The organism is Glaciimonas sp. GG7, from assembly GCF_052976905.1.
The window spans coordinates 85,956-108,799 of sequence record NZ_JBRIIQ010000003.1 but is presented as its reverse complement, the minus strand read 5'-3'; the positions used below and the strand labels follow the sequence as shown (position 1 = coordinate 108,799).

At 51.8% G+C, this 22,844-nt stretch carries 15 protein-coding genes; 3 read left to right on the top strand and 12 right to left on the bottom strand.

All coding sequences use genetic code 11. The annotated features are described in order from the left end of the window. From ACVBEF_RS02205 to ACVBEF_RS02195, 3 genes are all read right to left on the bottom strand, one after another. The coding region (locus ACVBEF_RS02205; protein WP_447122300.1) for an SDR family NAD(P)-dependent oxidoreductase at positions 1 to 3,280 on the bottom strand (3,280 nt) is incomplete at its 3' end. A 7-nt stretch (positions 3,281 to 3,287) separates the two neighbouring features. After that, positions 3,288 to 4,080, bottom strand: a protein-coding gene (locus tag ACVBEF_RS02200) for an IS5 family transposase (protein ID WP_447121918.1) whose coding sequence is annotated in 2 segments (ribosomal slippage) — positions 3,288 to 3,809 and positions 3,811 to 4,080 — 792 coding nt in all. Because the reading frame shifts where the segments join, the coding sequence is not laid out codon by codon here. Between the two features lie 54 nt (positions 4,081 to 4,134). Then, on the bottom strand, positions 4,135 to 6,261 hold the full coding sequence (locus ACVBEF_RS02195; RefSeq protein WP_447122299.1) for a beta-ketoacyl synthase N-terminal-like domain-containing protein: 2,127 nt from the start codon (positions 6,259 to 6,261) through the stop codon (positions 4,135 to 4,137). A gap of 239 nt (positions 6,262 to 6,500) precedes the next feature. Between ACVBEF_RS02195 and fabD the strand changes: the two genes are divergently transcribed. Next, entirely contained in the window at positions 6,501 to 8,828 is a 2,328-nt protein-coding gene (gene fabD, locus ACVBEF_RS02190) for an ACP S-malonyltransferase (RefSeq protein ID WP_447122298.1), read from the top strand. Between the two features lie 67 nt (positions 8,829 to 8,895). Here the strand turns inward: fabD and aceB are convergent, their stop codons facing one another. Beyond that, the gene (gene aceB / locus ACVBEF_RS02185) at positions 8,896 to 10,485 is read right to left on the bottom strand and encodes a malate synthase A (protein WP_447122297.1); all 1,590 of its coding nucleotides are present in this window, start codon (positions 10,483 to 10,485) and stop codon (positions 8,896 to 8,898) included. 253 nt (positions 10,486 to 10,738) lie between these two features. Between aceB and ACVBEF_RS02180 the strand changes: the two genes are divergently transcribed. Both ACVBEF_RS02180 and ACVBEF_RS02175 read left to right on the top strand, forming a co-directional pair. Next, the gene (locus ACVBEF_RS02180; protein WP_447122296.1) at positions 10,739 to 11,644 is read left to right on the top strand and encodes a LysR family transcriptional regulator; all 906 of its coding nucleotides are present in this window, start codon (positions 10,739 to 10,741) and stop codon (positions 11,642 to 11,644) included. A gap of 396 nt (positions 11,645 to 12,040) precedes the next feature. Continuing rightward, positions 12,041 to 12,727, top strand: coding sequence for a TerC family protein (locus ACVBEF_RS02175; protein ID WP_447122307.1), 687 nt, complete (start codon positions 12,041 to 12,043; stop codon positions 12,725 to 12,727). Between the two features lie 99 nt (positions 12,728 to 12,826). Here ACVBEF_RS02175 and ACVBEF_RS02170 read toward each other — a convergent pair whose 3' ends face one another. The 8 genes from ACVBEF_RS02170 to ACVBEF_RS02135 form a co-directional block, all read right to left on the bottom strand. Then, entirely contained in the window at positions 12,827 to 13,549 is a 723-nt protein-coding gene (locus ACVBEF_RS02170; RefSeq protein ID WP_447122295.1) for an ABC transporter ATP-binding protein, read from the bottom strand. Position 13,550: 1 nt separating this feature from the next. Further along, on the bottom strand, positions 13,551 to 15,545 hold the full coding sequence (locus ACVBEF_RS02165; RefSeq protein ID WP_447122294.1) for a branched-chain amino acid ABC transporter ATP-binding protein/permease: 1,995 nt from the start codon (positions 15,543 to 15,545) through the stop codon (positions 13,551 to 13,553). Further along, positions 15,542 to 16,432 carry a branched-chain amino acid ABC transporter permease gene (locus ACVBEF_RS02160; protein WP_447122293.1) on the bottom strand — a complete coding sequence of 297 codons (891 nt, stop codon included), beginning with the start codon at positions 16,430 to 16,432 and terminating at the stop codon, positions 15,542 to 15,544. The genes ACVBEF_RS02165 and ACVBEF_RS02160 overlap by 4 nt, the downstream gene beginning before the upstream one ends. 134 nt (positions 16,433 to 16,566) lie before the next feature. Continuing rightward, positions 16,567 to 17,724, bottom strand: coding sequence for an ABC transporter substrate-binding protein (locus ACVBEF_RS02155; RefSeq protein WP_447122292.1), 1,158 nt, complete (start codon positions 17,722 to 17,724; stop codon positions 16,567 to 16,569). A gap of 677 nt (positions 17,725 to 18,401) precedes the next feature. Beyond that, positions 18,402 to 18,605: a cold-shock protein gene (locus ACVBEF_RS02150; RefSeq protein ID WP_010398811.1), complete on the bottom strand. Its 204-nt coding sequence runs from the start codon at positions 18,603 to 18,605 to the stop codon at positions 18,402 to 18,404. Between the two features lie 539 nt (positions 18,606 to 19,144). Next, positions 19,145 to 20,086, bottom strand: coding sequence for a substrate-binding domain-containing protein (locus tag ACVBEF_RS02145; RefSeq protein WP_447122291.1), 942 nt, complete (start codon positions 20,084 to 20,086; stop codon positions 19,145 to 19,147). A gap of 63 nt (positions 20,087 to 20,149) precedes the next feature. Beyond that, positions 20,150 to 21,148: an ABC transporter permease gene (locus tag ACVBEF_RS02140; RefSeq protein ID WP_447122306.1), complete on the bottom strand. Its 999-nt coding sequence runs from the start codon at positions 21,146 to 21,148 to the stop codon at positions 20,150 to 20,152. A gap of 63 nt (positions 21,149 to 21,211) precedes the next feature. Next, positions 21,212 to 22,741: a sugar ABC transporter ATP-binding protein gene (locus tag ACVBEF_RS02135; RefSeq protein WP_447122290.1), complete on the bottom strand. Its 1,530-nt coding sequence runs from the start codon at positions 22,739 to 22,741 to the stop codon at positions 21,212 to 21,214. Between the last annotated feature and the right edge of the window lie 103 nt (positions 22,742 to 22,844).

The window sequence follows — 22,844 nt, the reverse complement described above, 5'->3', positions numbered from 1 at the left end:
GCTCGACGTTCGCTTGCCGCAGCGCGGTCTTGATCAGATCGGCCTGCGCACGCGGATTCGGAGCGGTCAGCGAATGGGCGCGCCCGCCGTGATTGGTGGCGCTGCCTTTGATGACGCCATAGATATGGTCTCCATCGCGCTCGGCGGCGGATAACGGTTTTAAAAATAACATCCCTGCGCCCTCGCCGCGCACATAGCCGTCTGCTTGCGCTGAGAACGTTTTGCAACGCCCGTCAGGGGCTAGCATGCCAGCCTGGGTAAAACTCTCGTGTATCGATGCCGACAACAAGGTATTGACGCCACCAACGACCGCTTGTGTGCATTGCCCGCTGCGCAGCAATTCCACAGCGCGATGCACTGCTACCAAAGAACTTGAACAAGCGGTATCGATCGGCTCGCTCGGACCGTGCCAATTGAGCCAGTAACTCATCCGGTTAGGGCCGATGGAGCAAGCGATTCCGGGGGCGCTATGGCCGGCAATCGGCTCGCCCGATTGTTCCAGCAAGTTGGCATAACCCGTGCTTGCAGTCCCTACCAACAATGCCGTGGCGCTTCCCGACAGACTTTGGACTGAGTAGCCTGCATCCTCTATCGCTTTATGCACATAGGTCATCAACAAGCGCTGCTGCGGGTCCATCGCTTGTGCCTCACGCGGCGATATGCCGAAGAAGAGCGGATCGAACATGTCCATATTCTCAATCACTCCCGCATGACGCACCGTCGGTATAGCAGCATTGCCCCAGCGTTGCGGGCGCAATTCAGTAATGCAATTACGCTCTGCCATCAGGTTTACCCATAAGGCGTCAACATCCTCAGACAGGGCAAAGCAGCCGCTCATGCCGATGATGGCGATGGGTTCGGCGGCAATGTTGGCTGGCGCGGGAGAAACGGCCACATGCGCGCGCCGAAACCGTGCCGAAAGTGGTGCGGATTTCGCCACTGGCGTGGGATGTTGATTGGTATTGATGGAGGAATCTGCGTCTACGGTTGCTGCATCTTCTGTTGTTTTGAACGATTTTTCCATCGCCGTACGCTGCTCCCGCAGCAAATAACTCGATAGCTTCGCAATCGACGGGTATTCAAAAAATATGGTCGGACTTAAAGCCAATCCATAGGTGCTATTTAGCGTATTACCGAACGTCGTCAGCGTGATCGAATCGAAGCCAAAATCAGCCAATGGTGTCTCAGGCTCCAAATGTTCCGATGCAATATTCAATTGTCCTGAAATCAATCCTGTTAATGCCTGCGCTATTTGTGTCTGCAGCACGTTGACGGCCCCCTCAGACAAGTTAACTTTAGGTGTCGCCGCTGGCAGCGCTTGCTGTGCACGCGCCAATCGCAGACGTTCCAGCATCCGCGTCCTGTCGCCATATCCGACCACTACGTGGACGGCGTTCTGCGTCAACGCATGAGATAGCGCAGTGAGACCATCTTGCGTCGGCAAGGCCACAAATCCCGTGCTGCGTTGCATCTGCTCTCGCGTGGCTGCGTCGACCTGCATCGCGCCCTCGGCCCACAGCGGCCAACTCACCGAGACCGTGCGACCTTGCCGCTGTCCCTGCGCGACTAAATCTTGACGATACTGCGCATACGCATCCATAAATCCATTGGCTGACGCATAGTCGGTCTGCCCGGCGTTACCCATTACCCCGGCAATCGATGAGCACAGCATGAACCAGTCCAGCGCAATATTGCGCGTGGCCTGATCCAGTGCCGCCAGTCCGGCCACCTTCGATGCGAATACTTCACGCAACTGGTGTGCGGTCTTGGTCGCCAATAATCCATCGCGCAGTACACCGGCGCTATGGATGACGCCGTTGAGTTGCCCGTACTCGGCCACAACACTGGCGACCAGCGCTGTTACCGCTGCCGTATCGCTGACATCCACAGCGTGATAAGCCACGCGCGCGCCTGATCCACGCAGTGCCGCTAATTGATCGTTGAGCAGCGGCGTCAGTGCGCTGCGTCCGGTCAGTATCAATACCGGCTTGCGGTCTTGTGCCGCAGCGCTGGCAAAAATTTGTCCCAGACCACCCAGACCACCGGTGATGAGATAGACGCCGCCATCGCGCCACGGCGGCACAGCGACGTCCGTCGTCTCCAGCAAGGCTAAAGCAGCAACCTCGCGCTGTGCCTCGCGCTGTACCTCGACATAGCGCACGACAGGCGTGGGCAACACCGCCTCCGCTTGCAGCCGTTGTGCCAGCAATGACGCTGAGACATCGGCCTCCATCGCCATCATTTGGATGGATAGCTGTGGATACTCCTGCTGCGCGCTGCGCAACAACCCGCCCAAGCCTTGCAGCACTGCGGCCTCGCCGTCATTGGGCGTCACTAACTGGATCAGCATCGGCTTGCCCGGATGCGCGACGACATCGCGCTGTAGCTGCTCAAGTAGTTGCTGCGCATAGTGCGTGTAGCGCACAGCGAGCGTACCGGTTGCCATCAAACGGGTGCATTGGGTGTCAGGCAACGCCGCTGCAAGGTGATCGATTATCGTTGCATTGTCGGGCTCACCCATGTCAGCCAACAGAATTCTGTGCAGGGCATATTTTGACCCCGTCGGCGGTATTGCTATCGCTGACGATGGCAGCGCTTGTACCGACCATTGTGATGCCAGTAATACTGTCTCGGCGGGTGCTTTTACCTCATAGGCGCGCACGCTAAAGCCGCTTAGCCGCAACGCTATCCGTCCATCAGCGTGGGCGATCACGATATCGAGCTTGCGCACTGCGCGGCTGTCGTTAGCGGCTGGCTTTGCTACTACCCATGCATCTTCAAGCGGCAACACGCCCCACTGCTCTACGCGGTTCACGGCAAACGGCAACGCCACTGCGCCATCGGACGCCAGCCACACGCCGGTCTGTGCTGCACCGTCCACCAGATTCGGCAGCCAGGTATAGCCCGGCGCAGCTTGCCCAGGAACAGATAACGATCCTACGGCGATACCCGCCCCCGTTTGCAGGGCATTTAATACCTGAAAACTGGCCCCAAGCGTGACCCCTTGTTTGGCAAACAGCGGATAACAGGCGGCCTGCGTTAAGTGCTCTGTGCATTGCTGGCGCGCAGCGACTACATCGATCCGCGGCGCTTCTGCTACGGTCGTTTCAAGTAGTTCGGCGCGCCCCTGGCTATATATCTGGACAGCGTCATCCTGCGTGCTGAAGATGTCAAAGGTGATGTCGCCGTCTTCTTGTACTTCTAACGTGATGTGGACTTCCAGCGATGTCGCTACCTTCAGGGGCCGTAGCCACGTCACCTCTTTTAAGAACCTATTCAAAATCTTTTCAACATCTTTTCAAGAGCAAAACGAGAAATGCCAAATTGACGAACTGAAGGCTGGTGTTAAGTTGACGTTCACAGTTCTTCCACAGCCTTCTGCATTTCTCAAGCCATGCAAAAGAGCGTTCCACGACCCAACGCTGAGGCATCACAGCAAAGGTATGAAGCTCATTGCGTTTGGCGATGCTCACGGATGCTCCCAATATTTCGCGTACGCCATCGGCAAAAGGCTCTCCGGTATACCCTCCATCGGCTAGCATATTAACGACTTTGGATAATGATTTTTTGTGTCGTCTCAGCGCTTCCAAAGCGCCTTTTCTATCCGTCACATCGGCCGTTGTCACTGAAATCGCATGCGGTAAGCCTTGGGTATCAACCGCAATATGGCGCTTGATACCCGATACTTTCTTACCGGCGTCATATCCCTTGTACTTTGCCGTATCCGTATTTTTAACACTTTGCGCATCAACGATGACGAACGTGGTCAACGCGCTCCGTCCATTGCTGATGCGGACCACGCCAACTACATTTTTTTAAAGCCTGCTCAAGCAGGCTTAGTCCATCTTCCGACGGCTTCTCTTTCCATAGTTGAAAGTAGTAATACACCGTGGTCTTCTTCGGAAAGTCGCTTGGAATCATATCCCACTGACACCCGCTTTTAAGTAGATACAGAATCGCGCAAAATACGTCGTACACATCAATTTTCCGTGGCTTCGTTCGCTTCCGAGCACTCATCAAGAGCGGCGCTATCTGTTCAAACATCTCGCGGCTTATATCGCTTGGGTATTTTTTTCGCATTTAAACAAAATACATAATTTCAGCCTCATTGGCAAAAAGATTTTGAATAGGTTCTTAGACGATGGATTCGATGATGCCCGCACTGTCCGACGCGTTCGACGCGTTCGCCAATGCCAATGCAGCGCGTGCCCATTCGAGTTGCGCTACCCCAGGCAAGACTTTCTCGCCTGCGACGACATGGTCACGCAAAAACCATTCTTCGCCGCTGAGCGTGGTGCTAAACCGTTGCTGGCTTAAGGTCGATGTATTACGGTGAACCAGCGGATGCAACGGCGCGCCTTGTCCGGGCTGTGCCGTATTGCTATTTACCTGCGCTACCCAATAACGTTCTTTTGCAAACGGATAGGTGGGCAGGCTGATGCGCTGTGGTGTGACTACGCCGTAGAGTGCGGGCCAGCTCACGGCCATTCCCTGCAACCATTTACCCAACAGATTCGTCAGATTGCCTTTGGCAATCCAGTTCTGCACCGTCTGTACCATATCTTCGGTGGCGGCCCACTCTTTACCATCGTCGTTGACCTGTCCTTGATACACCTGTTGCTCGGCCATCTGATTAGCGAGTACGGCGCGTAGTTTGTCCTTACATTCTTCTTGCGTGTGCGCAATAAATCCCAGTCGTATGGCAAACGCTTCGCGCCCGGCTTGCAAGGTGTAGGCCAGATCGGTCAGATTGACGTCATGCGCTTCCAGATGGCTGAGTAACTGCGCTGCCTGCAACATCAATTGCGCTGTATTACGTGCCGACAGCAGGATTAATACCGGACCCTTTACGGGTGTTGCGACCCGCGCAGGCGCCACATATTCTTCCAGGACAACGTGCGCATTCACCCCGCCAAAGCCAAACGAACTGATGCCAGCGCGACGCGGCAATGGATCACCTTGCGCATCCTTGATGACCGCCCAGGGCTGGCTTTCCCCGACGACGTAGAACGGGCTATGTTGAAAATTGATACGACTGTTTAACTGTTTCAGATTAAGTAGCGGTGGCAGCGTCTGGTGCCGCATCGCTAACAATGTCTTGATCAATCCCGCAATACCGGCGGCAGCTTCGAGGTGGCCGATATTCGTCTTCACAGCGCTGATGCCGCAGCTTGCCTCGTTGAGGGGCGTGCCAAAATGTTTTGCTAGCTGAGAGAAAGCACGCTTTAAACCATTGATCTCAATCGGGTCCCCTTTGGGCGTGCCGGTACCATGCGCTTCAATGTAGCCGATGGTATCGGGCGACACGTTAGCGTTACGATGCGCGCTCACTATCACCTTGGCTTGCGAGAATGCGTTCGGTGATGTGAGGGTTGGTGCGTGCCCACCATGATTGACTGCGCTTCCTCGAATGACTGCGTGGATGGTGTCACCATCGTTGATCGCCTGCTGCAAGGGTTTGAGCATAATCAGCCCGGCACCTTCGCCACGGACGTAGCCATTGGCGCTTTCATCAAAAGTATGGCACTGCCCATCAGCGGAAAGCATGCCGTTTTTTGAGGTCCAGACAAATTTTTCGACAGTGCACAGCAGACTTATGCCGCCCACTAAAGCGGATTCGCACTCGCCTCGTTTCAATGCGTGCACCGCTTCGTGCAACGCCACTAATGCGCTGGAGCAGGCGGTGTCAACCGGTTGGCTCGCGCCGGAAAAATTGTAATGAAAGGAAATCCGGTTGGGGATGATGGAGGCGTAAGTACCGGTCAACATGTGTCCTTGTGCCGGCCAGACGGTTTTTTCGAGTATTTCCTTATAATCGAAATTACATACGCCGATATAGACCCCGACCCGACTTCCTGATAATTCTTTGGGGTTATATCCGGCATCCTCTATGCAGCTCTGGCTCAATTCGAGCATGATCCGCTGTTGCGGGTCCATCAGTTCGGCTTCACGCGGCGAGATATGGAAGAAGGCGGGATCGAAACAATCCATATCATCGATAAAGCCACCCCATTTGCTCACGCTGGTATGGGCGTTCTCGGCGTTGACCGGGGCGTAATATTTTTCCTTGTCCCAACGTTCATCAGGGATTTCCGCGATGCTCGATACCCCATTGTTGAGGTTATCCCAGAACACCTTGTAATTTGGTGCACCGGGGAAGCGGCATGCCATACCGATAATCGCTATATCGTCACCGGCAGCGGGAGTATCGCGTAGCGCTGATTGATCACGTTTTTTTTCGGGAAAAAGATTGTTTTCCATATTATCCGCCAATAAATATTAATAAAAATAGAACGATATTTCTCAAATTGCATATCGAATATAGGAATAAATATTGTCCCAAAATACAGATTTTTCTTAGTTGATTTAATAGAGTGTTACTACTTGGAAATACATTGCCGTTAAGAAAAATCTTAATTAACGTTTATCTTTTCGGCCACACTTTTGCCGTTTCACCACGTTTTGCCTGGTGCAAAAATGTGCAGAACAGAGAGACCTTCATGAACGTATTACTTTTTCCCGGCCAGGGCGCGCAATATAAAGGGATGGGAAAAGATCTGTTTGCCGCTTATCCGCAATGGACGGCAATCGCATCCTCCATTCTTGGATACGCCATCGATACTTTGTGCGTCACGGACCCTGAGAATCGTTTACGTCTGACGCAATACACCCAACCCGCTTTGTACGTCGTCAATGTCTTGCGCTATTACCGTTGGCGTGAGCAGGGGATAGCCGTCGATGCGCTGGCAGGACACAGTCTTGGAGAAATTTGTGCACTGCATGCGGCGGGATGTTTTGATTTCGAGACTGGTCTGCGCATCGTCCAAAAGCGCGGACAATTGATGGGCGAGGCCAACGGTGGCGGTATGGCCGCAGTCGTTGGTATGCGCGCTGATGCGCTGCTGGCGTTGCTGCGCGAACATCAGCTCGACAGCATCGATTTAGCGAATATCAATTCGCCTACGCAATCGGTGATTGCTGGCGATCAGGCCGCGATTGATGCCGTGGCAAAGCTCCTCAACACGGTCGAGGTGCAGGCACTTCATGCTGATAAGGTGCGCTGCATCGTACTTAACGTGAGTGCAGCGTTCCATTCGCGTTACATGCATGATGCGCAACAGGCATTCGCTACTTTTTTAAAAGATATACCTTTCGCTGACCCGGTCATTCCGGTTATTGCCAATGTGACCGCCCGCCCCTATCGGCCCGGACAAGTTGCCGCGTGTCTGGCCCGACAAATCACCAGTTCAGTCCAGTGGATCGATAGCATCCGTTACCTGATGGGCCTGGGCCACTTCGACTATGTAGAAATGGGCGCAGAGCCCAATCGTATCGGCGGTTCAGTGCTAAGCAAATTGGTTGATGAGATACGCCGTACCGAGTCTCCCTTGATTGAGGAGACACTGGTAGCGATGACCAACACCCCGGAGCCACCGATTGAAACGATCGTCGCTGCAACACCCACCTTCGAGGCGCAATCGCTTGGTAGCAAGATTTTTCGTCAGCGCTACGATTTGAAGTACGCCTACGTAGCAGGCGCGATGTACCGCGGTACGGCGTCCGCCGCGCTGGTTATTCGGATGGCGCGCGCGGGCATGATCGGTTATCTGGGCACGGGTGGCCTGGCTCTGAAGACGATTGAAACGGCAATTCAGACTATTGCGACACAACTCGGTGACAGTGCGCCGTATGGCGTGAATCTATTGGCCGATCATGCGCTGCCAGCGCAGGAGCGCGCCACGGTTGAACTCTATTTACAGTACGGCGTGCGCAATATCGAAGCGGCTGCATTTATGCAAATAACACTCGCCTTAGTTTTGTTTCGCGTCACAGGGCTCAGTCGCGGTGCGGCGGGTATTCAATGCGCTCACCGGATACTGGCCAAGGTCTCTCGATTAGAAGTCGCTGAGGCATTTATGCGCCCGGCCCCCGCCTACCTTGTCGAAGCGTTGCGCAAAGAGGGGGCCATCACTGCCGAGCAGGCAACGTTGGCGCAACAGGTGCCGATGAGTCACGATATTTGCGTCGAAGCCGACTCTGGCGGTCATACCGATGGACGCATTCCGACTATCCTTTTGCCAGCGATGCAATTGCTGCGACAGTCCATTGTCGATCAATACCACTATCAGGAACCCGTATGTGTGGGGTTAGCTGGCGGCATCGGTACGCCAACAGCGGCGGCGGCGGCCTTTGCGATGGACGCCGATTTTATTTTGACCGGTTCGATCAACCAATGCACGGTCGAGTCCGGTGCCACCGATGCGGTGAAGACGCTGCTGCAACAGGCTGGCATCCATGACATGGCATACGCCCCGGCCGGTGATATGTTTGAGACTGGCGCGCGGGTGCAGGTACTGAAGAAGGGGCTGCTGTTTCCGATGCGGGCTAACAAACTATTTGCGCTGTATAGCCATTACGAAACTCTCGATGAGATTCCCGACGCGCTCAAAACGCAGCTTGAGCGCAGCTATTTCAAACGTAGTTTGGCGCAGGTATGGCAGGAGACCCTGGAATACTTGCAAGCAGCGGGACGAACGCAGGATATTGCGAAGGCGCAAAGCAATGCCAAGTATCGTATGGGGCTGGTGTTTCGGTGGTATTTCGGCTATTCGACCCGCATAGCCTTTAGCGCCTCATTGGACGATCTGGTGAATTACCAGGTGCATACCGGACCGGCCTTGGGTGCCTTCAATCAATGGGTTAAAGGTACACGTCTGGAATCATGGACGCAGCGTCATGTCGACGACATCGCCATCACGTTACTCAATGCGACGGCGCAGCAGTTGCGTGCGGGTTACGAGCGATACTTGAACGCATTAACCAGATAAGCGTTCAAGCCGGGCGCACAATAAAAAAGCCGATCCTGAGATCGGCTTTTTGACTGCATAAATACAATCAGATTTCTTCGTACAGCGGCAACGTCAGAAACTCAGCAAACGTGTCCGAAGTCGACATTTCTTCAAATATCTTCGCCGCACGATCATACGTAGCGCCTGTGCCAACCAGCTCTTTGACCTTGGCCAACTCTTCCGGAATCATCGCCACCACCATTGCAGCGGTGACTTTCTGACCGTTATCGAGCACGCCTTTGGTGGAGCGTATCCATTGCCAGACTTGGGCGCGGCTGATTTCTGCCGTCGCTGCATCTTCCATCAGGTTATGAATCGGCACGCAACCGTTACCGGACAACCATGCGCCCAGATAGTGGATACCGACGTTGATGTTGTAACGTAAACCGGCTTCGGTAATCGGCGCTTCTGGTTTGAAGTTGAGCAGTTCGGCGGCGGTGACGTTGATGTCGTCGCGTTGCTTGCTGATCTGATTCGGCTTGTCACCCAGGACTTTTTTGAACTCCGCCATCGACAATTCAACCAGACCCGGATGGGCAACCCAGCCGCCGTCGTAGCCGTCGGTTGCATCACGCGCTTTGTCGGTACGTACGCCGCCCATGGCGATGTCGTTCTTTTCCGGATCGTTTTTGATCGGGATCAGTGCGGCCATGCCGCCAATTGCCGGGGCGTTACGCTTGTGGCAAGTTTTCAACAGCAGTAAGGCGTAAGAGCGCATGAACGGCGCGGTCATGGTGACCTTGGCACGATCGGCCAGACAAAAATCTTTGTCTAGCTTGAATTTTTTGATGCAAGAGAAAATGTAATCCCAACGACCGGCATTGAGGCCCGAGCTGTGTTCGCGCAGTTCGTATAGGATTTCGTCCATTTCGAAGGCGGCCAGGATGGTTTCGATCAGGACCGTGGCTTTGATCGTGCCTTGTGGCAGACCGAGTTCGTTTTGGGTCATGACGAAAATATCATTCCACAAACGCGCTTCCAGATGCGATTCGAGCTTTGGTAAATAGAAGTAAGGACCCGCACCGCGTGCGAGTTGTTCTTTGGCGTTGTGGAACATGAACAGGGCGAAATCGAAAATACCGCCAGAGACACGTTTGCCGTCGACCAGCACGTGTTTTTCATCCAGATGCCAGCCGCGTGGGCGGACAACCAAGGTCGCAACTTTATCGTTGAGTTTGTAGGATTTGCCGTTTTGTTCCAGCGAGATGGTCTTGCGAATGGCGTCGCGCAGATTGATCTGGCCGGTGATTTGGTTGTCCCAGACTGGCGAATTGGAATCTTCGAAATCGGTCATGTAGCTGTCTGCGCCCGAGTTGAAGGCGTTGATGACCATTTTGCGCTCGACCGGACCGGTGATTTCTACGCGACGGCATTCCAGCGCTTGTGGAATCGGGGCGATTTTCCAGTCGCCGTTGCGAATATGCGCAGTTTCCGGCAGAAAGTCAGGACGCTCGCCTGCATCAAGGCGGGCAGCACGTTGCACGCGCAACGCCAGCAATTCCTGACGGCGCGCCTCAAACGCGCGGCTGAGTTTAGCGACTAACGCCAGTGCGTCCGGGGTCAGAATTTCTGCGTATCCGGCTTGCATGGCGCCGTTAATTTCCATTCCTGTTGGCAGTTGTATTGCTTGTGTCATGAGCTGGCTCCTGTTGTTCGAGATGATGTTGCGGGTTTTTGAAATCTTTAGGCGATCCTGCTTTCGCTAAGCTGCCATATTGTGCACTGCTACATTCGGTATTGCACCATATTCAATATGTGAAATGGGGAATGGCATTGTTTGATTTTTACGTTAATAAGTATATTTAAACTTAATCATCATAGGTGGAACCTATTATCATAGGATCTATGCGTTTTAGTCACAGATAGCCTTAATTTGTAAGGATTTCAAGATGGATCAGTTCAAGCAAATCTCAACCTTCGTCGAGGTCGCCGCCCGCGGTAGCCTGTCGGCTGCGGCGCGGGCCGAGGGCATCGCACCGGCCATGATCGGACGCCGTCTGGATGCGCTGGAAGAACGTCTTGGCGTCAAATTATTGCAACGCACTACGCGCAAAATCGCACTCACCAACGAGGGTGATGCTTTTTTGGAGGATTGCCAGCGTATTTTGTCAGACCTCGAAGACGCAGAGGCAGCGGTCTCTGAACGTAGTGCTCACGCAAGCGGCCATTTGCTCATTTCTGCACCGGCAGGTTTTGGACGACAACACGTCGCGCCGTTGATGCCGTCTTTCCTGGCAGAACATCGCGATGTCACGCTGACGCTGAATTTGAATGATCGGGTGGTCGATCTGATTGGCGAGGGGATTGATGTTGCTATCCGTATCGCCTCGTTATCGGACTCGTCCCTGATCGGCACCAAACTGGCCGATAACCAGCGCATTGTGGTGGCCTCCCCCGCCTACATCAAACGGCATGGCAAGCCGCAATCATTGGATGATCTGGCGAAACATAATTGTCTGGCAATGAGTAGCGACGGTAGCCAGCGCGGTTGGACTTTTCGGCACAATGGCAAAGTGGTGACGATGAAAGTGGCTGGTAATCTGTTTTGTAATGATGGGCAGGTATTGCACGATTGGGCGATTAATGGCAAAGGTCTGGCGTGGCGCTCGATGTGGGAAGTGGGTGCTGAAATCGCCTCCGGTCAATTGGTGACGGTGCTGGACGAATTTGCCGCACCCGGCAATGACATTTATGCCGTATTTGCGCAACGTCGCCATTTGCCATTACGGATACGGGCGTTTGTGGATTTTTTGCGTCACGCGTATGCGCAAAGGGATTATTGGCGTAAGGGCTGATTTTTATACATTTTCAGCGCTTTCATTTATACACAAGCGTTTTGTAGTAAACTTGCCCACTTGTGATGCCAGATTTACAAAATTGTTTAACTGGTATTGCGCCCTCCAAAGGGGAGTAGCTCTCTAACGGTGTCGTCGGGATTGGATCTGCGACAGCAACGTTTTACACGGTAGTCGTCATCACGGAACAAGCACAACGCTTGCGCCCGGTTACCCTGACAGATTGCAATGATCTGTTGAGCAAGACCTTTGTCAGCATGGACTCCATGCAGGCATTGCGTCGTGAACTCTCCTCGCTACTCCTGTTATGGCTCCCTGTTTTGTCCGAGGTGTATTGGTTTACCCTTTTGCTGAACTATTGATGGAGATTGTATGGATGTTTCAAGTTTATTAGGAATGCTCGGCATGGCCGATTGGGATGCTGCGAAATTTTTTGCGGCGCTGCTATCTATCGTCGTCATCGATTTGGTGCTGGCGGGCGATAACGCCATCGTGATCGCGATGGCGGCCCGCAACTTGCCGGATCATTTACGTAAAAAAGCGATTATCTGGGGCACTTTGGGTGCCGTTGTGACGCGTGTGATCATGACGATCGCCGTGGTCTGGCTGTTGAAAATTCCCGGCTTATTGCTCATCGGCGGCGCGGCCCTGTTGTGGATTGCCTATCGTTTGCTCAGCGCGTCCAATGATCACAATATCGATGGCAGCAAAATCACCAGTATGGCGGCAGCCTTGAAAACCATCATCATTGCTGACACCGTCATGGGGATCGACAATGTCTTAGCCGTCGCTGGCGCGGCGCATGGCAGCATATTTCTGGTCATCATCGGCTTGTTGATTTCTGTGCCGATCATGGTGTGGGGATCGACGTTGGCATTGAAGTTGATTGAGAAATTTCCAGTCACAATCTATATCGGTGCGGGAATTTTGATCTACACCGCTGTGCATATGATAACGACTGAACCGCTGATTGCGGCATTTTGGAATAGTGCTTCCTGGCTGACTTATCTTGCTTACGTTGTTGCCATGGTGGTGGTGTTGGGCAGCGGATGGATGGCTTCTAAAAGTAATAAACCGGCCTGAGTTATAGACTGACATTTCCGGAGAAAGAATAAAATCGGCCCCTGCCTCATCTCGGAGGCAGGGGCCGATTTCGTTGGTTAGCGTATGTGCAGATACTAATCAGTGCCCGCCACCCAGATAAGCTGCCTGCACGGCCGGATCATTGCGGAGTTTTTCAGCAGGACCATGCACCGAAATACGTCCGTTCTCAAGTACATAACCGTAGTCGGCAACATTCAATGCAGCGGCGGCAAACTGCTCTACTAACAGCATCGTGATGCCCTGCTCTTTAAGCCGCACGATGATGCGAAATACCTCTTCCACCAGAATCGGCGCAAGTCCCATAGACGGCTCATCGAGCAAAATCACTTCTGGATTGAGCATCACCGCACGCGCCATCGCCAGCATTTGCTGCTCACCGCCGGACAAGGTTCCGGCGAGTTGCGTTTGCCGTTCCTTGAGGCGTGGGAACAGCTCCAGCGCTTTCTCGAGATCGTGCGCGATATCGCCGCGTGGTCGCGCTTTGGTGAAGCGTGGAAACGCGCCTAGCAGCAAATTATCGGTCACACTCATGGTCGCAAAGACGCGCCGTCCCTCGGGCGAATGGGCCAGTCCGGCACGGGCAATTTTGTGCGAATCGAGCCCGGTGACGTCCTTGCCATCGAGCATGATAGTGCCGCGAGTGGGCTTGATCATGCCGGAGATGGCGCGCATAGTAGTGGTCTTGCCGGCACCATTGGAGCCGACCAAGGTCACTACTTTACCCTTAGGGATCTCTAGCGAAATGCCTTGCAGCACTTCAACTTTGCCGTAGCCTGCGTGTAGATTGGAAATTGAAAGCATGTCAGGCCCCCGCTTCATTGGCAGTTAATGGGGTGACGTGGCTGGCAACCGCATCCGGTTCGCCAGCGCTGCCGCCAAGGTAGGCATCGATCACCAAAGGATCCGCTTGAACTGCGGCAGGTTTTCCTTCAGATATTTTCTGGCCGAAATCCAACACAGTCACGGTATCTGAAATCGTCATGACGACATCCAAATGATGCTCGATCAAAATAATGGTGATGCCGTGATCGCGGATTTTGTTAATGATGGCGATCAGGTCCAGAATATCTGGCGCAGTCAAGCCAGCGGCGGGTTCATCGAGTAACAATAGTTCAGGATTCAAGCCCAGTGCGCGTCCGATTTCCAGCAAGCGTTGTTTGCCGTAAGGCAGATTGCGTGCCTCTTCATTGGCCAACTCGGAGAGGCCGACAAATTCCAAAATACTGGCAGCGCGTACCCGTGCGGCTTGCTCTTCATCCCGATAACGGCGGCTGTTGAACATCACGTCGAGAATATTGCTACGGAAGGTATTGTGCAGACCGACCAACACGTTTTCGGTTGCGGTCATTTCACCGAACAACTGCACGTTCTGGAAAGTCCGGGCAACGCCGCCTAATGCAATTGCCGATGGCGTGTTGCCAGAGATGACCCGACCATTAAACTCCACTACGCCGGCAGTGGGTTTATAGATACCGGTGAGCACGTTCATCATGGTGCTTTTGCCGGAACCGTTGGGGCCAATCAGTCCGTGTACCGAGCCTTTGACGATATTGAGATCAACCTGATTCAATGCTTTGAGTCCGCCAAACTGCATCAGCACTTGCCTGGCGCTGAGTAAGTTCTCGCCGATTGCCAGCGTGCCCTTGTTTGCTGCCCAAACGTTGTCTGCATTGGCGGAAACGGTTACCGGCTGATTCAGCTTAGCGCTCCCTTTTTTTGCAAACATGCCGCGCACAAAACCAACAATGCCGTCCTGCAGGTAATACACAACGCCTAGTGTCATCAGGCCGAATATCGTCAGGCGCCAGTCGGTAATATTCTCCAGACGATACGAAAATATCGCCATACAAATGGTGGCGATAACCGGCACAGCAAGCTCACGCGCAGTTTTGCGTTTTTTCAATAGCAGGAATGCGCCTGCAGCTACGCCTACCACGGCGATCACTGTGGCAATCTGGCGGAACAAGTCGATGTCTGACAGCAAGCTCGGCAACATCACCACAATTAATGCACCGATGAGTGAGCCGATACGGCTTTTACGGCCACCCATGATGACGGCAAGCAGGAATAGTATCGTTAGCTCGAAGTTATAGGTATTGGGCGAAATATATTCTTCTGAATACGCATACAAACTCCCTGCCAGACCGGCTAATGCAGCGCTAATGACAAAGGCGTAGACCTTATAGCGATACACCGAGACGCCCATACAGTCGGAGGCTATCGGGCTGTCGCGCAGGGCTTGAAAAGCACGACCAAGATGCGACTTGAGTATCCGGTGGACCATCAACATCGCCAATACCATCAGAACGGCGACCAGGTAAAAATATTCGACCTCGTCAAGCTTGTGACCCCAGAACACCGGCTTGGTGAGCTTGATACCCATCGGGCCGTCAGTGAGAAACGACATTTCATTGATAAGAATGCCGATGATGGTGCCGAATGCCAGCGTGACCATCGCCAAATACGGCCCGGTCACCCGCAATGCCGGGAGCGCCAGAATCGCGCCGAATATAGCGGTTACTGCCAGACTGGACGGCAGCGCTAACAGAAACGGCCAGCCTAGTTTGAATACCAATACGCCAGTGGTGTAGGAACCGATACCGAACAATCCGGCGTGACCGAGTGATACCTGCCCGGTGTAACCGACCACGATATCGAGGCCAAATAATAAAATGGCGTAGATCAGGATCGTTTCCGCGAGATGGATGTAGTACGGGTTATGGAATACCAACGGGAAAACGCCCAGCGCGATAATCCCTAGCGCGGCCAGTGCAAATGATTTTTTGTTCATCGTCATACTTTCTTGATCGCAGTTTTACCAAACAAACCGGCAGGTTTGATGGCTAATACCAACAGCAGCAAGACGAGTCCTGGTACTTCTTTGTAGCCTGTTGAGATATAAAAACCAGTTAATGTTTCGGCTATACCGAGAATCAAACCACCCACAATGGCACCCATGCCGGAAGTCAATCCACCAATAATGGCTACCGCAAATGCTTTCAAACCTAGCGCTGTCCCCATCGTTGCGCCCGTCAAAGTCAAAGGAGCGACCAGTACGCCAGCGAAAGCAGCCGTCGCCGACGATAGCGCGTAGGAGAACGTAATGACCATGCTGGTATTAATACCCATCAACCCGGCTGCATCGCGATCATTAGATGTAGCGACCACGGCTTTGCCATAGATTGATTTGCGATTGAACATCTCGACTGCCAGCATCATGGCCAGTGCGCCAAGTACGACGACGACTTGCATAGGTTGCACGTTGGCGCCAAATACCTGAAATGGCGTGGCGCTCAATGGTGAAGGGAAAGTCAGATCGTCTTTGCCCCAGATATTTTCGGCGACATTTTTGAAGATGATTGCCAGTGCAATCGTAGACATGATCCAGCCGAATTCAGACTTGATCTTGATCGCCGGGCGCACGCCTATCCATTCGACGACAACGCCTTGCAACGCGCCAAACAAAATGACGACCGGAATCATCAACCAGTAATTTAAATAGGGACCACCGTGAATATTGCCAACCAGACTGAGACCGACCAGCGCGCCTAGCATCAAGGCCTCACCCTGGCCGAAATTGAGGGTGCCTGAAGTGGCAAAAGTGAGTTGATAGCCGAAAGCGATGACCGCGTAGATCATGCCTAAGGCGATACCGCTCAAAACTAGCTGGAGAAGAATTTCCATGATATTTATCCAAGATAACGAAAGAGAGCAATTGCCTGTAGATGGCAAGAAAAAAAGCCAGTCCCACGTGGAGGACTGGCCTGATCGTCAATATACGTTCATCCGATATGACCGGTGAACGTATTTTGCTAACATCACTTGGCTAGCACAACTCGGCCGCCCTTGACTTCACCGATCATCACCATACCCGGCTTGATCGCCTCGTGATCATCGTGGCTGTAAGGCTGCTTGTAAGTAGTAATGACGCCTTCGACTGGCTCTTTCAGATTTTCCAGCGCTTCACGTACTTTCGCTCCGTCTGTGGTGTCAGCTTGTTTAATGGCGGCTACCAGCAAAGTGATCGAATCGTAACCTTGAGCAGCAGATACAGCTGAAGGCATGCGGTCAGTTTTGTAGGCTTTTTGATAGGCTTCAATGAAAGCCTTGCGCTTAGGCGTATTGCCATCCTGAATAAAAGTTTGCGGCATGCGCGCACCCTCACCATTCTTGCCTGCATTGTCAATAAAGTTGCCCATCGAAAGTGGCCAGCTGCCGATAATTGGTACTTTCCAATTCAGTTTTTCCATACCGTTGGCGATCTGTGCCAACTCTGGACCAATTCCGTAAGTCAATACGACTTGTGCACCGCCCTGCTTAGCCTTCAGCAATTGCGCGGTCATATCAACATCTTTCAGGTTGTACTTTTCTTCGGCGACCGGCGTGATGCCTTTGGCCAAGAGCGCCTTCTCTAAATCTTCACGACCGAGTTGGCCGTAATTGGTGGAGTCGGCCAGAATAGCTACTTTGGTGTATTTCTGGCGGCCGATTGCTTCGTCAACAATCATACCGGATTGAATCGTATCGTTTGCAGAAGTACGGAAAATGTAATTGTCCTTATTTTCCGGTGCGAGGAACTGCTTGGTAATAATGCTGCCCGTGGCGACACTATTCATTACTGGAATTTTGGCTTCTTGATAGAAGCGTTGCGATGCGAGTGCGACGCCGGTGTTAGCGAAACCAACGGTGGCGACAACTTTTTCTTTATTGATCAATTCTTGCGCTACCTGCACGCCGCGTTCATTTTTCGCTTCATCATCGCGCTCAACCAACTGCAGTTGACGACCTAAAACGCCACCTTTGGCATTGATATCAGCAACGGCCAGTTTGACGCCGTCACGCATGGAAACGCCCATTGGGGCTGAGCCGCCAGTGAATGGTCCGGTCACGCCGATCTTAATTGGTTCGGCTGCGACACCAGCTAGCGACCAGGTGAGCAGTGCAGCAGCTACAAATACGTTAGTTTTATATGTCATGGCGTCTTCCTCTTTCCTCTTATTTATTATTGATATTGGCTGCTTGGTATTTTTTAATACTATCTTGGCAGCAATATTTAAAAGAACCCGCAAATTACTCTGAGAACACTGAATTTACGGGTGTTTGTCTTTCGATTTTCTGAGCGACGTGGTCAAACTCTGCGCTTTAATTTAACATCAAAAAAATAACAGACAACGCAGCATTTCAGCCCACCCTTACAACTTCCTGACAACAGGGTGATTTTTAAAATCAGTACGTACTATCCGCAAAATCCGCGGCGTTGCGCCAAAACTTTTTCATCAATCACATGAAGTTTTTTCATACCTGGCGGGTTTGAGCATCATCATCATTTCCATTGGGCAATTTTATGCTTTCCGAATCAGACTCAAAAGAGGAGGAGTGTTTACCAGATGTTGATACTGCAGGGGATGGGGGCTCGGAAGATCGTTGGAGATATGCCACATATGTCACAGCAAAAATCATTGAGGAAACCGGAAAATTACTCTCAAAATCGCATCAAGGTGTGCTGGCTTAAATATTGAGAAGTTTTAAACATCATTCGTTCTTGATAGAGCCGACTTAAACTTCGTTATTTTCTCAACTATGCGAAGGGAAAAAAGGACGAAAAAAATCCCCGGCGCACCGAGGATTTTTAGTAGATGCTTTAATTCAGCTATTAGATAGGCTGAATGTTCGAAGCTTGCTTACCCTTAGGGCCAGCAGTAACTTCGAAAGAAACACGTTGGTTTTCTTGCAACGACTTAAAGCCGTTAGATTGGATAGCGGAGAAATGTGCGAACAAATCTTCACCGCCTTCATCAGGAGTGATAAAACCAAAACCTTTTGAATCATTGAACCATTTAACAATACCAGTTGCCATTACATTTCCTATTTCAGTTAAGTTGGGCTTGCGCCCGTTAGATCGTTTAAAGCAAGAAAGGAATGACAGACAAATACTGCACCACTAGCTCGAATCTTAAACGATTCCGCATTATAACGGAAAATATCGAATTACACTAAAAAAAATAAATAAGTGTTATCTGATACTTAATACTTAAGATTCACACTACTAAGCATCCTATTATCCGACCGACTTCTTGCTTAAACATCTTTATAACTGATAAACATGATCGATGGCAATTATTATCGACTAAACATATAAAAAATAATGGATAGTGTTCATTAATAAGTCAGGCCGCATCATTATTTAGGCAAGAATGCCTAAACGCAGATAGTACGACTCCACGACCTGGAGAGGCAACGAGGTATAAACGTTTATGCGGCCTGACTTACTTTCCGACTTTCATCGATTTCAATAAATGATGCATCGGGTGAACGCAGAACGCTGTGACCGACACACTCAAAATCAGATCTGTAGGGTGATCACAAACATGCTCACCCCACTATTTATAGCCTCACTCAATCATAAAGAACAGCTGCAATCTTCGGATCGTTGATGTTGCTCTTGTCATACCAGTAAAATCCGGTATCGATCATCTTAGGTAGCTTCTCACCCTTGAGCGCCTTCACTGCCGCCTCTACTGTTTTATAACCAATGCCGACCGGATTTTGCGTAATTGCGCCAGCCATACTGCCATCGCGGATAGCGTCCTTCTGTTGCTTGCCGGAGTCATAGCCTACGACCACCAGCTTGCGTTTCATTTCCTTGACACCGTTAAGTACACCAATTGCCGAACCTTCATTGGTACCAAAGATGCCTTTGAGTTTTGGGTAGGCTTGCAAAATAGACTTGGTGATCTCGGTCGACTTCAGTTGATCGCCTGCGCCATATTGAATGCTGACAATTTTTATGTTTGGATAAGTGCTCTTCATCCGCTCCACAAACCCATCACGTCGATCAACGCCGGTACGACTGGTTTGATCATGCGCCACGACAGCAACTTCACCCTCCTTACCCACTAACTCCGCCAACTTATCAGCCGCCACTGCTGCGGCAGCTTTGTTGTCGGTAGCCGCGGTGGTGACGGGAATGTCGCTGTCAACACCAGAGTCAAAAGCCACAATCGGAATATGCGCTGCCTGTGCTTTCTTCAACAACGGCAAAGCAGCCTTGCTGTCGAGGGCGGCAAAACCAATCGCTTTAGGCTTCTTGGCCAGCGCAGCCGATAACATATCAATCTGTTTATCGACCATCGCCTCGGTTTCGGGGCCTTCAAACGTGACCTTCACGTGCAAGTCTTTCCCCGCTTGCTCGGCGCCTGACTTCACCGCTTGCCAAAACTGATGCTGAAAGCCTTTCGAAATGAGGGGAATATAAATTTCCTCCGCTAGCACTGTACTGCTAAAACCCAATGCCGCTGTCAAGCTGATGGCAATCTGTAATGCTCTTTTTTTCATCATTTTAAGTCTCCTTTTTGTGCTGCATTTATGTGATGTAAAACAAGATCAATGGCGAACAATTCGTCACTGTTTTCGGCGGCGCAAAATATCCATGTAGACCGCCAGAATGATAATTACGCCAGTCACTACGGTTTGCCATTCTTGCGCAACAGACATCATGCGTAAGCCGTTGATCAGCACGCTCATAATGAAGGCACCGATAATGGTGCCAAGAATGGTCCCGGTCCCGCCTGACAACGAAGTGCCGCCGATGACCACCGCTGCGATGGCATCAAGTTCATAACCCTGTCCCAGCGCCGGTTGCGCAGAGTTCAGGCGCGAAGCAATCAAGAGACCGGCAATGCCGCAGATGGCACCGCTGACTGTGTAGACCGCGATTTTCCAGAAATTGACATTCACGCCAGAGAGGCGCAACGCCTCTTCGTTGCTACCCAGCGCAAAGGTATAGCGACCAAACATGGTTTTATTGAGCGCGATACCGGCCACAATGGCCACCAGAAACAAAATCAACACCGCGTTAGGAATCGGCAAAGCGGGAATCAGATCGCCAATCAATGAGTCTTGCGAAATGGAAGTAAATCCCGGCGTATCGTTGAAGTAAATGGGCTTGGTACCAGAGATCACTAGCGATAAACCTTTGAGCAGCATCATCATGCCTAAGGTCGCGATGAAGGGTGGTATTTTAAGCTTGGCAATCAGCACCCCCGAGGTGCCACCACACAGTGCCCCGAAAAAGATCGCAGCAACAATCCCAACGTAAATCGGCAACCCTAAATAGACCAAAAATACGCCCGCCATCACCGCACAAAAAGTCATCAGTGTGCCCACAGACAAGTCGATGCCTGCAGTAATAATGACAAAGGTGCAGGCAATCGCCAACACGCCATTGACCGCCGTGGATTGCAGAATGCTAACGATATTGTCAGTTTGCAGAAAGTTAGGAGAAGCGATGCTGAAAAAGATCATCAGCACCATCAGGCTGGCAAAGGCAAGCAACTTCTGTCGCGTGTCGGTGTGAAATAGTTTATTCCTGAAGGTGACCAACAGACCAGGACTCGTCATGGGCAATGCGGTATGCGGCAGGGGGCCTGGGATATTTTCCATCATCATCCTCTTAATTATTACTTAGTTATTAGATTGGGTAACTGCGTTCACAACTTCACGTTGCGTGGCTAATTGCATGATCTTTTCTTGTGATGCTTCATGCGCCAAAAGTTCACCGGTGATACGACCTTCGCACATGACAAGAATGCGATGACTCATACGCAGTATTTCGGGCAGCTCCGATGAAATCATGATGATGGCCTTGCCTTGTTCGGCCAATGTATTGAGCAGTTTGTAGATCTCGCTTTTGGCACCAATATCAATGCCACGCGTGGGTTCATCAAAAATCAAAACATCGCAGTCTTGCAGCAGCCATTTGGCAATCACGATCTTTTGCTGATTGCCGCCCGACAGCAGCCGCACCGGCTGGCGCACGGACGGCGTTTTGATACGCAGTTGTTTGACGTAGCCTTCAGCAGTTTCACGGATCGCAGCCTGATTCAGAAACAGACCGCGCGACAGAAATTTATTCATGCTCGACATGACGATGTTGGTCTCAACATCGAGCCCTGTCGCCAAACCAAAGTGCTTGCGATCTTCAGACAGATAGCCGATTCCATGCGTCACTGCATCCTTGGGCGACTTGATCGACACCTTCACACCGTGGATGTGGATTTCTCCGGCATGAATCGGATCTGCCCCAAAAATCGCCCGCGCGACTTCAGTCCGACCCGCGCCCATCAAGCCTGCAAAGCCCAAAATTTCGCCTTTGCGTAACGTAAAATTCACATCCTTGATCGCCGCACCGCGCTGCAATCCCTTGACCTCCAACACAATATCGTTGCGTGTAGTGTCCGCAATCTCGTGTGCGGTGTTATCCAACTGACGCCCGACCATCATCGCGATGATCGTATCCATAGAAGTCGTAGCGGTCGGCACGGTGGCCACATATTGACCATCGCGCATCACAGTGACGCGATCTGAAATCTTCCGCAGCTCGTCCATTTTGTGTGAAATGTAGACGATGCCGACACCTTGTGATTGCAGTTGCCGGATGATGCGAAACAGATCCTCGATTTCGATATTGTTGAGCGCCGCCGTGGGTTCATCCATGATGAGTACGCGCGAATCGAACGATAAAGCCTTGGCGATTTCCACCATCTGCTGCTTGGCCACCGTGAGCTCACTCACCAGCGTGCGCGGGTCCAAATCCAGTCGCATGCGCTCGAAGATCACCCTGGCCTGCTGGTTCAACGTATCTTCGTCAAGAAACAGCCCGAAGCGCCCGCGTGGTTCACGACCAATGAAAATATTTTGAGCGGCGCTCAGGTGGCTCATCAAATTAAGCTCTTGATGAATGATACCGATACCAAGAGCTTGCGCAGCACGTGGACTGGCAATATCGACCACGCGTCCATCTAAGAAGATTTCGCCGTCATCCTTTTGGTAAACACCTGATAGCACCTTCATCAGAGTCGATTTACCGGCACCATTTTCTCCCATCAAAGCATGTACTTCGCCGGGCAGCAAATCGAACTGACAGTTATCCAACGCAAGCACACCTGGAAAACGCTTGGTCACATTTTTCAAAGAAATGACGGATTGCTGCATAGTTACTCTCGTGTGAGTACTTAAAAATAGGACTTACGCAAAATCGCCCCAGCGGCGTTAACCATCCTAGCCGTACTAAAGTACTGTCTTCGTCAGTCTGCCT